Source organism: Peribacillus sp. R9-11, from assembly GCF_031345095.1.
GTDB classification, from domain to species: Bacteria; Bacillota; Bacilli; order Bacillales; family DSM-1321; genus Peribacillus; species Peribacillus butanolivorans.
Genome location: NZ_CP133763.1, coordinates 2,949,313 through 2,963,804 on the forward strand (window position 1 = coordinate 2,949,313; position 14,492 = coordinate 2,963,804).

Annotated in this window: 10 protein-coding genes, 1 pseudogene and 1 riboswitch; of the genes and pseudogenes, 2 read left to right on the forward strand and 9 right to left on the reverse strand. The window is 35.8% G+C overall.

Annotated features, from left to right (window positions below; translation table 11 throughout):
- Positions 1–8: 8 nt before the first annotated feature.
- From RE409_RS14375 to kdpA, 5 genes are all read right to left on the reverse strand, one after another.
- The gene (locus RE409_RS14375; protein ID WP_083450911.1) at positions 9–473 is read right to left on the reverse strand and encodes a DUF2690 domain-containing protein; all 465 of its coding nucleotides are present in this window, start codon (positions 471–473) and stop codon (positions 9–11) included.
- A gap of 674 nt (positions 474–1,147) precedes the next feature.
- Positions 1,148–3,472 carry a universal stress protein gene (locus tag RE409_RS14380; RefSeq protein WP_309557711.1) on the reverse strand — a complete coding sequence of 775 codons (2,325 nt, stop codon included), beginning with the start codon at positions 3,470–3,472 and terminating at the stop codon, positions 1,148–1,150.
- Positions 3,473–3,533: 61 nt separating this feature from the next.
- Complete coding sequence (gene kdpC / locus RE409_RS14385) at positions 3,534–4,091, reverse strand: potassium-transporting ATPase subunit KdpC (RefSeq protein WP_201253557.1); 558 nt, start codon at positions 4,089–4,091, stop codon at positions 3,534–3,536.
- Positions 4,092–4,115: 24 nt separating this feature from the next.
- A complete protein-coding gene (gene kdpB, locus RE409_RS14390; RefSeq protein WP_201184826.1) occupies positions 4,116–6,155 on the reverse strand; it encodes a potassium-transporting ATPase subunit KdpB in 2,040 nt (679 codons plus the stop codon).
- Positions 6,156–6,177: 22 nt separating this feature from the next.
- A complete protein-coding gene (gene kdpA / locus RE409_RS14395; RefSeq protein ID WP_201224419.1) occupies positions 6,178–7,851 on the reverse strand; it encodes a potassium-transporting ATPase subunit KdpA in 1,674 nt (557 codons plus the stop codon).
- A gap of 986 nt (positions 7,852–8,837) precedes the next feature.
- A riboswitch (cyclic di-AMP (ydaO/yuaA leader) is annotated at positions 8,838–8,979 on the reverse strand.
- Positions 8,980–9,223: 244 nt separating this feature from the next.
- Between kdpA and RE409_RS14400 the strand changes: the two genes are divergently transcribed.
- Positions 9,224–9,598: a Na-translocating system protein MpsC family protein gene (locus RE409_RS14400; protein ID WP_056523721.1), complete on the forward strand. Its 375-nt coding sequence runs from the start codon at positions 9,224–9,226 to the stop codon at positions 9,596–9,598.
- Positions 9,599–10,334: 736 nt separating this feature from the next.
- Here the strand turns inward: RE409_RS14400 and RE409_RS14405 are convergent.
- Positions 10,335–10,475, reverse strand: a pseudogene (locus RE409_RS14405) (permease); the annotation flags it as partial.
- Between the two features lie 474 nt (positions 10,476–10,949).
- Between RE409_RS14405 and RE409_RS14410 the strand changes: the two are divergent.
- Positions 10,950–11,516, forward strand: a complete 567-nt coding sequence (locus tag RE409_RS14410) for a peptidoglycan-binding domain-containing protein (protein WP_201224417.1) — start codon at positions 10,950–10,952, stop codon at positions 11,514–11,516.
- Between the two features lie 122 nt (positions 11,517–11,638).
- Here RE409_RS14410 and RE409_RS14415 read toward each other — a convergent pair whose 3' ends face one another.
- From RE409_RS14415 to RE409_RS14425, 3 genes are all read right to left on the reverse strand, one after another.
- On the reverse strand, positions 11,639–12,505 hold the full coding sequence (locus RE409_RS14415; RefSeq protein WP_201253558.1) for a nitrilase-related carbon-nitrogen hydrolase: 867 nt from the start codon (positions 12,503–12,505) through the stop codon (positions 11,639–11,641).
- Positions 12,506–12,643: 138 nt separating this feature from the next.
- Positions 12,644–14,134 carry a sodium:solute symporter family protein gene (locus tag RE409_RS14420; RefSeq protein WP_309557712.1) on the reverse strand — a complete coding sequence of 497 codons (1,491 nt, stop codon included), beginning with the start codon at positions 14,132–14,134 and terminating at the stop codon, positions 12,644–12,646.
- Positions 14,131–14,331, reverse strand: coding sequence for a DUF3311 domain-containing protein (locus tag RE409_RS14425; RefSeq protein ID WP_053346153.1), 201 nt, complete (start codon positions 14,329–14,331; stop codon positions 14,131–14,133). Before RE409_RS14425 ends, RE409_RS14420 begins: the two co-directional genes overlap by 4 nt.
- Positions 14,332–14,492 lie beyond the last annotated feature (161 nt).

The window sequence follows — 14,492 nt, forward strand, 5'->3', positions numbered from 1 at the left end:
CTTTATCATTAATACCAGCCGGTTTCACCTGCCGTATATGGCCAAAATGCAACTGCTTTCGCCTTTCGCGGATCTAAATCATATACCATAGGTGTATAACATGTTGTTTGACCTTTATTAATCTCCCCATTTCCTCCAGGAGATGCACAACTAAATTGTTTATTATCAGTGTTCCGGACGACTAATGCCGTTGCCTCTCCGTCAGTTTTAGCTGGCCTGCTTAGAGTAATCTTTGCCCAAGCGGTTTTGCAAGTTGTACTGAATTTCAACTCTAAATTTGCAGAAGCACCGTTTGCATAAATTTTCAAATTCTTCTTCGTAACCGCACTAGCCGCACAACTATTGTAGTAAGGGCTTTTTCCATCATAGGCGTGGGTTTCTGCAGATGCCTTGTTGGTAAAGAAATCAAGGGAGCCAAAAAGGACAAAAAAAGCTACAAAAGTCAATGAAATACATAAAACCATTCTTTTCATTGCATCAATCATTCCCTTCATGAAATTCATTCACCCTTTATATTACAATTATGGGATATTTCTGTAAGTGTAAAATTCCCTAAATTTATGAAATACTTTACGGACGGTTTTTGTTACTGCTCTTACAGTCTGATATGTCTCGTTTTTTCATCTGTAAAACAGACGTAAAACTAACTGTCCTCATGAGCTTTTGATTATAAATAGTTGTAAAACTAAGAAAATATACACGGACCTTTCGTATAAAGTTATCCATCTGGTTACCGTTAGCGGGGTATTTGGCACGGACCCAAAGACATAATGGTTTTGGGTCGTTCTTTGTTTGTTGAAAACGGGACAGGAACCAATTGAATGTAGGCAAGATCATTAAAGAAAAACGAGCATTTGTAAGCATTCTTTTCCGTTTTTTTATAATCCATAGAGGGAATTTTTCTGATAAAAATCGAGTCTTTAGTTAGCGTCGTCTTAACACTCCAACTCTATTAGGTGATAAGATGATTAACTTTTATTTTTGGGGGAATTTAAAACGTTGATATTCGGTATTCAGCACAGATGTTGAAATTTACAACAACTTTTACGGTCCTTATCTAAAGAATTCTAAAAAAAATTTTCTTAGCAAGTATTAGCACTAGAAAATTGGGAAAGAGATCTCTTTCATCGCTAGCCAAACATGTCATTTAATCAGCTACCACAAGAACATCGAGATGTCTAGCCTCTCTTAGTAGACGTGCAACAATGGAACCTTGTTTAATTTCTTGCCATCTCGATCTTGCTGAATGCCCTATGATAACTTGTGTCGCTTTTTTATCTTGTAATTGTTTAGTTATTTCACCAACCACTAATCGTCTGTCTGCAGTTGAATATAATTCGAAATTACCACCTAATCGATTCGTAAGACTTATGATTTTATCGAGTATATTCTGCTCATCATTTGACAGAGATGGTTGATCTTTAACGTACACAACAAACCACTTAGCTTTAAGACGATAGGCAATACGAAATCCCCTTCTAATTAAGCGCTCAGAATCTGGTCTAAGATTTACACAGACAAAGATTACTTCTTCTTTTCTCCACGGCCCTCTTACTCCCTCTTTTCGTTTTAATGACTCTAATCTGTCATCCACATCATCTGCTAATTCACGGAGCGTAAGTTCTCTCAATGCTATAAGGTTTCGTGTCTTAAAGAAATTGCTAAGTGACTGTTCTACTTTATCTCTAGCATATATATATCCTTCCTGCATCCGTTGTCTGAGTGCCTTTGGGGAGATATCAATTAACTCTAGTTCGTCTGCTAAATGAAGAAAACTGTCTGGAACAGTTTCTCTTACACACACTCCTGTTATTTGCTTTACACTATCATTTAAACTTTCTACATGTTGAATATTCATTGTAGAAATAACCGAAATTCCGGCATCCAGAATGGCAATTACATCTTGATACCGTTTTTGGTTGTTACTTCCGGGTACATTCGTATGTGCTAATTCATCTACCAGCACTACTTCAGGATTGCGAATAATTATGGCCTTAAGGTCCATTTCCTCAAGTACTACGTTTTTATATGTAATATGTTTTCGAGGTATGATTTCTAAAGTTCCAATTTGCGCTGCTGTCTCTTTACGCCCGTGTGTTTCCAATAATCCAATCACAACATCAATTTCGTTTTGATTCAATTGATTTGCTTCCCTCAGCATGGTATATGTTTTTCCTACACCAGGTGCAGCCCCAATATAAATTTTTAACGTACCTCTTTTTACTCCTTGTATTTTTTCTTTTATTTCATCAGGAGAAAGCCTTTGATATGGATTTTTTTTCCTTGTTTTTGACTGAATAGCGGGTATTACTCTTTCTCCATGTACTTCTGCACGGTCTGCTACAATAAACACATCAATATTTTTCGTTTTTCTCAATATTCTATTTACTATTGAACCGTGAATAATCTCTTCCCATCTCGTCCTTTTAGAATGACCAAGGATAATTCGAGTTACATAATGTTGCATGGCATATTCAACTATTTCTTCAGCGATTTCTTCCCCTTTTATTGTCATTTCCTCAAATTTGCCATTTAATTTATTAATGAGTTTTTGCATGGATCTTTTAAACATTTCTTCTTCTTTAGATAATTTTCTTTGAGTTGGAACAAAGCTAACAATCAATAGCTCCCCACCTAAACGCTTGGCTATTTGATCCCCTCTTCGTATTAAGATGGATCCATTCCAATGATATTGTACACATACCAAAATCCGTTCAGAAGCACCTGAAGGTCCCAATAACCCTTCCTCTTCTCGATATTCAGTTAGATCCTCTTCCACTTCTCCAGCCAAAAACCGGAGTGACAGTTCCCTAAGTACCGCTAGGTTATCCTTATTGTATAATTGCACAAGTCCTTTGGCTTGTTCGTCTTTTTCTTCAATTTCCCCTTCCTGGAGACGTTTTAAAATTGCTTCAGGAGTAACATCTAAAAGACGTACTTCATCTGCCTGCGTCAATGTATCTTCGGGTACAGTATCATTTACATGAAGTGGCAGTTGTAGTAATTGCTCTGCAACTTTTTTCACTCCTTTCAACTCGTAAATATTTATTGTTGTTATGACACTAATCTCATTGTTTATTAATTCCTTAACATCTTCTAATCTAGTTGGGTTTTTAGCAGATGAATGATTTTTATGAGCTAATTGGTCAACTAAAATTACTTCCGGGTTTCGTTTGTAAATTTCCTTCATATTCAAATCTTGTCTAACATGACCGTTTTGCTCCCATTCGATAGAAGGTATAATTTCTAGGCAGCCTAATTGCTCAAGTGTTTTAGGACTACTCGATGTGCAAACTACCCCGACAACTACGTCAATCCCACGTTTTTTTAACTCATTTCCTTCAAGGAGCAAATGATAGGTTTTCCCTGAACCATATACAGCCCCAAGTATGATCTTCAGCCTGCCTTTTTTAATATTAGAGATCGACTGTAGAATTTCATCTGGTGTTTTTCTACGAAATTGATCTGGCATATTACTACCTCCAGTTTCATTCTAAGGTAAAAGGAGAGTAGAAAAACTCTCCTAATTAAAATTATTCTAGTTCGTCCAATGCTATATTTAACTTCAAAACATTAATTCGAGGTTCACCAAAAAGTCCAAATGAACGACTTTCCGTGTATTCGTCAACAAGATTATATAAACTTTTTTCAGATAATCCTCTCTCATTTGCAATACGGGGAACCTGAACAATCGCTCCTTGAGGAGAAACATTTGGATCAAGTCCTGAAGCCGAATTTGTCATTAAGTCAGAAGGTACATCTGCTTTATCTACTGTAGGATTTTCATTTAAAAATTCTTCAATATCATTTAATGTCCGTTCAATCATTTCTTTATTTGATGGAGAATAGTTTGGCGTACCTGAGCCAGCTGCGTCGTAATTAATGGAAGAAATACGACCATGGAAGTAACCCGGATCTTTATAAGATTGACCAATCATTTCGGAGCCTATAATTTCACCCGATTCATTTTTAATTAAGCTACCCTCTGCTTTTACAGGCATTATCACCTGAGCTAGCATTGTCATCAGTAACGGATACGCAATTCCACAAATAAATAGTAGTACGAAAACTGTACGTATATTCTTTAACATGAATTCTCACCCTTATTTTTAATTTTAAGCTACTCTAAACATCACAAGAATTAAATCAATAAATTTAATTCCGATAAAAGGAACTAGCACTCCTCCTAATCCATATAGAGACAAATTCTTTGTTAATAATCTTGTGGCGCTCATAGGAACATATTTGACACCTTTCATAGCTAATGGTATTAGCAATGGAATGATAATGGCGTTAAATATCAAAGCTGATAATATAGCACTTTGAGGTGTTGCTAATCCCATAATATTTAGAGCTTTCATTTGAGGAATAGCCAACATGAACATAGCAGGGATTATCGCAAAATATTTAGCCACGTCATTCGCAATACTAAAGGTGGTTAAAGCACCTCGGGTCATGAGCAACTGTTTTCCAATGGCTACCACTTCAATGATTTTTGTAGGATCTGAATCCAAATCCACCATATTAGCTGCTTCCTTTGCTGCATTTGTTCCTGTATTCATTGCCAATCCAACATCAGCCTGTGCTAACGCAGGCGCATCATTTGTACCATCACCAGTCATTGCTACAAGTTTACCTTCCGCTTGTTCCCTCTTAATAACAGAAATTTTATCTTCAGGCTTTGCTTCGGCAATAAAATCATCTACTCCGGCTTCTTTAGCAATAGTCGCAGCTGTTAACGGGTTATCACCAGTACACATCACGCTTTTAATGCCCATTTTTCGTAATTCATCAAAACGTTCCTTCATACCTGGTTTTACTGTATCTTTCAAGTAAATAACACCTAGTACACGATTTCCTTCTATAACAACAAGTGGCGTCCCGCCTTGCATGGCTACTTTATCACTAATGTCTTTTAAATCACTTGGGACTTTTCCCCCCTGATACAGGATGTTTTCGATTATTGCATCAACTGCACCTTTTCTGACCTTTTTCCCATCAGTAAAGTCAGTTCCGCTCATCCTGGTTTCAGCTGTAAACTCTATTCCTTCCGTACCATTTTTATTTAATTCTTTTTCAGACAAGCCGGATTTTTTTGCAAATTCTATGACAGAACGGCCTTCTGGAGTTTCATCATGTAAAGATGAATATACCGCAAATTTGTTAAGCTCTTCTTGACTTATACCACTAACCGGTAAAAGGGCAGCAGCCATGCGGTTCCCATGTGTGATGGTTCCCGTTTTATCAAGGATGATCGTATTAATATCACCAGCTGCTTCTACCGATTTTCCAGACTTCGCAATTACATTATATTGTGTTACTCTGTCCATTCCCGCTATTCCAATAGCAGAGAGTAGACCTCCGATTGTTGTAGGAATCAAGCATACCAGTAATGCTATTAAGGTAGCGATTGGCAATGTCACTTTGATATATGAAGCAATAGGTACTAGCGTAGTACATACAAGCAAAAAGATAAGTGTCAAACTAACAAGCAGAGTACTAAGGGCAATTTCATTAGGTGTTTTTTGTCTTTTAGCTCCTTCTACCAAGTTAATCATACGATCAAGGAAAGATTCCCCAGGATCAGTACTTACTTTGACTTTGATATAGTCACTAATAACTTTTGTTCCACCTGTTACCGAACTAAAATCCCCACCAGACTCTTTTATTACAGCAGCTGATTCACCAGTAATTGCTGATTCGTCTACAGCAGCCACTCCTTCGATTACATCACCATCCGTTGGAATTAAATCATTGGCTTTCACTAAAACTGTATCGCCCTTGCGTAGTTCTGTGGCATCGACTATTTTTATGCTGCCATCTTTCTGGATTAACCTTGCTTTAGTATCCTGCTTTGTCTTTTTAAGACTATTAGCTTGTGCTTTTCCGCGTCCTTCTGCCAGAGCTTCAGCAAAATTAGCAAAAATAATGGTCACAAATAAAATGATGGTCACTGCAATGTTATATCCTCTTTCTGATATTCCACCAAAAAGTGCAGGGTATATTGAAAGGAGAAGGGTAATAACAAACCCTATTTCAACTACAAACATAACTGGATTACGAGCCATTACTTTTGGATTTAATTTTTTGAACGCATCTTTAATCGCCTCTAAAACAATTTTCTTACTTACGTTTGCTTTACGCTTTGTACTCATTTGGAATACTCCTTTTCAACATTTATCTAATCGTTAGCCACTCAGCGACTGGCCCAAGTGCAATTACTGGGAAGAAAGTCAATGCTCCAATAATTAAAACAGTAGCTAAAAGAATAACAAGGAACGTACTATTATCTGTTTTAAATGTTCCGATTGTTTCTGGAACACGTTTCTTAGCGAGTAATGATCCAGCGACAGCAATCATTGCAATCATTGAGAAGTAACGGCCAAACAACATGACTAAACCAGTGGAAATATTCCAAAATGGTGTATTGTCACCTAAACCTTCAAAACCAGAACCATTATTGGCTGCAGAAGAAGTAAACTCATAGACTACTTGAGAAATACCATGAAAACCAGGGTTTGAAATAGCCGATGAACCCAACTGTGTTGCTAAAGCTATGGCAGAGGGTACTAAGATGATTAATGGATGCAGAAGAATTGCTATTGCTATTAATTTCATCTCCTTTCCTTCAATTTTCTTACCTAAAAACTCAGGTGTACGGCCAACCATAAGTCCGGCAAGAAATACAGCCATTACTGAATACATAAGGATATTTACCGTTCCTACTCCATCACCGCCAAACACACAGTTCAACATCATCATGGCCAGTGGTGCTATGCCTCCGAGTGGAGTAAGGGTATCATGCATATTGTTAACAGAGCCTGTAGTAGCAGCTGTTGTCACACTTGTAAATAATGCACTCTGAGCAATACCAAAACGAACCTCTTTTCCTTCCATACTCCCATTCTCTTGTGAAAGACCTATTTTCTCTAATGCTGGATTACCATTTTTTTCATTGATATAAGTAATACTTAAGAAGACAAGCAACATTAATCCCATCGCTGAAAAAAGGATCCAGCCTTGTTTCTTATTTCTCGCCATATATCCAAAAGTGAATGGAAGAGCTGCAGGTATCAGAAACATAGATAATATTTCCAAGACATTTGTAAAACCGTTAGGATTTTCAAATGGATGGGCTGAGTTGACCCCAAAGAAACCTCCTCCATTTGTACCAATGTGCTTGATAGACTCCAATGCAGCTACAGGCCCTCTTGCAATATTTTGCGTGGCTCCTTCTAATGTGGTAGCAATTGCCGTAGGATTAAGTGTTTGCGGCACCCCCTGTGACACTAGAACTAAACCAATCAAAATAGATAATGGAAGTAGCACCCGAGTAATTGAACGAATTAAATCCACATAAAAGTTTCCTATACTCCGCTGATTCGTTAACCCTCTAAAAAATGCCATACATAATGAAAGACCAGTAGCGGGTGTCGTAAACATCAAGAATATAATTACTGCCATTTGAGATAAATAAGAGAGACCCGATTCTCCACTATAGTGCTGTAAATTGGTATTTGTAAGAAAACTTGCAGCAGTATTAAATGCCAACAATGGCTCCATGCTGTCTATCTTACTAGGGTTACCTGGTAAAACACCTTGAAAGCGAATGATAATGTACGAGATAATAAACATTACTAAGTTACTCAATAGCAGTGCCTTGGCATACTGCTGCCATCTCATATCATTTGTATCAATGCCAGATAGTTTGAAAATAACTCGTTCTATTTTTCCAAACATGCTATCTTGTTTGGTTATTTCAAGAGAATAAACATTCGTTAAATATTTGGCCATTGGTATGGAGAATATAACGACAAGTGCCAATACCACGCCGATTTGTAAAAAATCCATTTACTTTTCCTCCGTTAGTAACTATTAATATTTTTCTGGATAAATTAGAGCATGAATTAAATACAATGTAATCGCTCCGACGATAAGAAATAAAAACATTTTCTACTCTCCCTCTTTTTCTATAACTTTGTTACAAAAAAGAATAAATCCTAAAAAGAGAAAAAAAGTTATAGCTATAAGTAATATCGATACAAAATCCATGTAAATTTCTCCCTTCTTCTTCCAAACAGCCATTAATAATAATTTTCTTTTTTCCACCGCTTAATAATTACTGGCAATTAAACTAAAGAACAATGTTTGTTAAAAGCCGATGACACAATCGGCTCCCCTTCTTTAACACATGCTAATATATTGGTTATGACAAGTGACAACTATTAGTCTGAAAGGTTTGAACTCTGGAAAAATTCTAACAAAGTTATTTCCATCAATAAGAGAATTAGGAAAGAGATATAGTTATAAAAAGCTAGTGCATTCGGGCAAATTGATAGTGGTCTTAAACCACTTTTTGTCATAGTCAAATATTTGCAGATTATTTGTGTGCATATGGCTTGCCAAGATGCTTATCTTTTCTAAATTTGAATAATTTCTAATCAGTACTTTTCCCATACAACCGCTCCATTTACTTTTTTTGTTTTCCACGCTTAATTTTTTCTTGGTTAGATAATCCTAACTACTAAAACATAAAAAATAGACCAATGCTTACTCTCTCTCCAGTATGCAGCCATGCAAATTCTATTCAGATTCCAGCAGCGTAAAAAACATTCACGCAGCGGAAAAAAGAATGACTTGCACAAACAAACATATTGTTGGAGAAAAAGTACTCATTGGTCTACTTAACGCCTAGCAAGCTATACAGCTCTCTCTGCGATCAGTCTTCCAAGAAACCTTTTCATTTATAGGCATAATAAAAAGACCTACTGAAATGACAGGTTGCTTTTTTGCTTTAATCACAACAAAAAAAGCCTCCTGAATTAAGGTGGTCTAATGACCTCCTTCGCTTTAGCCGACGAAGTTAGCTGACGGGTAGGATGGCGAAAGAGTGTCTCATCCCTTCTGCAAATGCAGAATTAACCCCAATAATAGTGGGTCCTCCGTTCTCAATTACTTGAGATTTGGCCGATATCAAATTGTTATTTATGAGGATTATTCTACGCTCACCATTAAAGGTTTGTAAACCTCATTAAATCTCGAAAAAACTTCAAATTCATTCATATAAGTCCATTTCAATCAAATTTATCCATAAAAACCTTTATTTACTCTTAAATCCTATATATTACGGATTTTTCTAAAGTTTTACAAACTCATATTGACAAGAACTTAGATTGGGCATTATGATAAACCCCATAAATTCCTGAGATAAAATGGAGGCAATATGTTAAATTCTAAAAAGAAACTTGAGGCTGAAATAAGTGAAGCATTTATTAAATTCCAGCGTGATCTTATTGGCAGAGGACCACAGGAAGCCAAAACATATTTAATTAATGACATGTTGATTACTCGTTTTAAAGGTGTTCTGACAGTGGAAGAAAAGCACCTTGTCAGCCACAATTCCGGCAAAAAACTTGTAAAAAAAATGCGTTCGCTTCTTCGTGAAATGTACACCAAGGATTACGAAAAAATAGTTGAAGATCATACTGGATGCAAGGTTCTTTCCTCCCATAGTGATATTAGCACTAAAACAGGTGAAAGAATCGAAGTTTTTATTATGGATAAGGATTTAGAGAGGTACTTAGAAACTATCAAATAAATAATAGTACTTGATTTGAAATTATGAAGATAAAAAGTATTGAAGTTTTTGAACGAACTTGTTTAGTATTAGTACAAAATATATCCTTAAAGGCTCAAGATTACGATTATAATAAATTACTATATTAAGATTATTTTTATTTGAGAATTTGTCGGATGTTTATCCTATTCATCAATAACATCCTGTAACCTATACGGTCAAAATCCGGATTATTTTTATTGAGCTTTTTTAATAAAAAACATCAGTAGGATGACTATGAATGTTGTCATCTTAACTGATGTTTTTTACGTTTTCGTTAAATCAAAAGACCGTAATTTGTACTTATTATGTTTCTGCATTTTAAATTCCAGCAATTTAATACTTTTTATAGGTGTAAGGATTGTCAGAATCTTCAAGTGTATTCCAATCTTGGGCTATGAGATACGAAATAGTTGCTTTGAATGGCTGGTAATAAATTGAGGATAATTCCCCCTAAATCAGCGATATAATGTATAACTCGGAATCATATTACAGAGAGCAGTTTAGCACTCACTGCTTCTCCATAAAATGTAATACCATAAAACTCAATAGTTTTGTCCATAAAGTTACCTGGGAAATTATATAGGATATCTAATCCTTATAGGTAGTTTTTATCATTTAAAACCATACTCTCTTTTTTTGTGGAGAGTGCCTTAAATTCTTCCTCCCTTAACTCTTAATAATCTTCATCTCCGTAATAACTACTGTATTAGGTTGTCTTCGGCACTACTTTCCCAACCATTTCTTCACTAACAAACATCTTTATTTTTCCAGCCACAAAAACATCGATTAACACAAACGGAAATGCTTATATTAAGATATTAATAAATAGTGTATTCAATTGTAAAAAGGTTGACATAGCAAGTATCCTCACCTTAACTTTGTTTATAATTTGAGGAATATATTATTATGATAAAATTAATCTTATGACATTGAATATAAAAACTTAACAACATCAAATTACTATATCATTGTGAAAGCAGGTATATTTATTGCTGAGTAAGCCATTAATAAGCCACGTACTTCCATCATTTCAACTTCATTACGAGAGCTCAATTCGTACCGCGTGGGTATCATCTCACTGTTAGCAATCCATGTTTGGGTGATAATGTTACTATAAACAATTTTGGTTTTCCATACAGATCCAACACATTTTGTACAGTAGTAGTATCATTATGTCTAAGATTTAGAGAATACTTGCATTTGTCCTGAATTTTTTTGCATCAGAACTCAATAGAGTATATAATTACATTATATACAAAATATGTAAAAAGGAAACAAGAGTTATACCTGTGTTATGTTTACCATTTTAATATTTAAGGAGGAAATGGGTATGAGCATGAAAAAATCCTTAATAGGAGTGTCTACAGCTGGATTCATAGCACTTCAAATTTTACTCCCTACAATGACTGAAGCCTCAACGGCTGTCAAATCCAACATCACTCATTATGTAAATGCAAGTGATCCTTACCCGGGTCATGTCATAAAATACGGGGATCAAGGACCTGAAGTGAGGAAAGTACAGAACCAATTAAACAAGAACAACGTCCCAATCTCAGTGGATGGCATTTTTGGTTCGATTACGCTTAAGAAGGTCAAAGAATTTCAAATGCGAAGACATTTGAACACAGATGGGATAGTTGGACCGTCCACTTGGACTGCACTTTATCAAACCGAGTTTCCTTATCCAGGTCATGTTATTAAAATTGGAGATCGAGGTATGAATGTGACTAGAATTCAAGCGCGGCTTAATGACGCAGGGGGATCAATTAAAGTGGATGGTATTTTCGGACTAAAAACTCAAGTCAAAGTGAAGGAATTCCAGAAAAAATTCGGTTTGCAAGTAGACGGAATTGTTGGTCCAGAAACCTGGGACATTCTCTTTAATTATCAAGAATAGGCTGTGTGAATAAATAAGCCATCATGTGAATCAACTCAACAAATAGATAAGGCTGTCGAGGGTTTCTCGACAGCCTTACATTACCATAACAATAGAGTCTATTTAACAAAATATGTTGTACATTATTTCAGCAGCATATAAGGCTCATACTTTGTATAAACATCTTTACGGCGCTTTCTATCTTTAAATGTTGTTGCTGCACCACTTTTCCGATTCTCATAGAGTTCGTCAATATCCACTGTACCAGTAATTACTGTATGTTTATTAACTTCTGCTTCAGCTACTACCCCATTGGCTTGCCAAGCTTTGTCACAAGGACTTAATATGCTTGCACGCCCATATCCATTTGGTAGAGGATCTCCTGGTTCACCAACAGTAGGACAATGAACAAAGTATACTTGGTTTTCAATCGCACGTGCATGAGCACAATGGCGTACTCTCCAAAAACCTGCCTCAGTAAAAGTGTATGATGGACAGAATATAATGTCTGCTCCGTTTACACTTAGGATTCTTGATATTTCTGGTATCTCAGCTTCATAACACACGGCTATGCCAATCTTAACAGGACCTACAGAATACACTTCAAGTGTATTTCCTTCAGAGGTTTGCCAATTTGCTTCAGCAGGAAAGATATGAGTTTTTTTATGTTCAACATAAGACCCATCTTTATCAAAAATGTATGCAATATTAAAGTACTCATCATCACGACATTCAAGATGCGAGCCTGCAATGATAACCTGCTTTCTTTTTCTTGAAATCGAACTAAAAAGTTCTTTATATTGAGTGGTATATTCGTCGATCTTGATTAATGACGAAGCATTCTGATCAGGAAAAGTCGCTAATAACCCGATAGTTAACAGTTCAGGAAAAATAATATAATCTGAGTTTTCGGGAACTTGATTGATTAAGTCTTCTACTTGTTTCTGGAATTCATTAAACGATGCTACTTTTTCTACACGAAATTGACAAGCAGTTATTTGGACTTTCACAGAACCCCTCCCAATTTATTTCTTTTTGTAGCAATGATATAATCATTAATTTTATTTAAACGCCCAAAGCCCTCCTTGGTCTAGTTAGCCTTTTCAACGAATAGAGAATGACATGACAACTTCAAACTAGAGTAGGAATCAGGAAATATTACTTTTATTCATATTATTCATTTGCTTACCATGAATATTGATGTTTTTAGTTAGTCCACTTACAATAAACGTTACTATTATATTTATTAACAAAGCTATTACACCTGTACTGATGTCATTAATTACGTGTGGTATATTTGGCAGAAATGTAGCTATTTTCACACCTGAAATTGTCGCATATAAAACAATAAGCACTCCAGCAAATATCCCAGCAATTGCTCCATATTTATTAATTATATTGCTTTTTGGTAAACTGCAAAATAATGCAGGTGCTAATTGAGTGATTAAACTATATGACATGATATTCAAGATGGCTAGCGCTTCGCCACCTGTTACCGTTACGATTAAGGCAATGATTGAGATGCCAATTATTATTAATCTTGAGACAATTAATTGTTGTTTCTCATTAGCTGCTGGAACCAAAACTTTGTAAAAACTATTTGTTAGCCCTACCGATGCAGCCATTAGCATAACGGAAGCCGGAACTAGAGCGGTCAATAATCCTGCAGCTCCGATTAATCCGATTACCCATGGATCAAATGTTTGTATCGCTAATCTTAATAGCGAAAGATCTCCATCAGCCCCTTGCAAACCCGGGATTTCCATAATAGCTGCAAAACCTATGAAAAAGACAAAGAGCAATAACAAGGTGTATAGTGGTAAAGCAATTGCATTTTTACGAAGCGTTCTTTCTCCATTTGATGAAAGAACAACCATGAATGTTTGTGGTAATAAATAAAACCCTAAAGCATTTAACAACACCGTGGAGATAAACCAGGATTGACTCAACCCTTGATCAGCTAAGATTAGCATTTCAGGTTTAGCAGACTGAACCGTCTCAAACATTGGCTGAATTCCTCCAAAGTAATGGAACGGAATATAAATACCTAAAAATATTACAACTACCAAAATCATAAAGTCTTTAAGTATAGCGGTCCATGCTGAGCCATGAATACCTGATATCATTACATAAGTTGTTACAACGATAGCACCTATTATACTAGCTGCAACTGGTGAAATTGCTCCATAAGAAGCTTCTGAAACAATTATCCCTAACCCTTTGAGTTGTATAACTATATAAGGTACAAGTGCCAAACTTCCCAAAACAGCCACTAACATCCCCATTGAACGACTGCTGTATTTTGATGCAAAATAATCTGGCTGAGAAATAATTGAATGTTGCTTTGAATATCTCCATATTTTGGGCACTAACCAATAAGATAGTACATAGGCTAAGAATATATATGCAGGAACGTAATAAGCCGCTGCTCCTTTTGAGTAAGCCCATCCACTTCCACCAAGAAACGTAAATGTTGTATAAATTTCACCTGCAATTAGTAGAAAAATAAAGAATGTACCGAAGCCCCTGCCGCCTACGGCAAATTGCTCCATATCCATATCCTTTCCTTTTCTTGCTTTTATCCCTAAATAAAGTGCTAGAACTAAGAAGATAGCAATAATAAATAATGAGATATTCATTCTAGATCACTTCCTTTATTATCAGGATCGAACTTATATACAATCATTAAAATAACCGAAGCCATCACCATCCAAAATGCAACCCAAAATAACAAAAAAGGCATTCCTAATATGTAAGGTTCTATTTTATTTGCATAGGGCAGAAAAACTAAAAACCCTATGAATGGTACCCAGAGCAATAGCTTAATAGCATTCAAATTATACCCTCCCTGTAATTCGTAGGTTCAATAGTTAATCTTTAGATTAAGTGAATCACCATCAGTAAGGATTCTTTTATCCATTACTGATGGTATGATGGATAAACATTAGTCACCCTTTTATGTTCTTAAATCCATACAACAAACAAATTACAAATCAA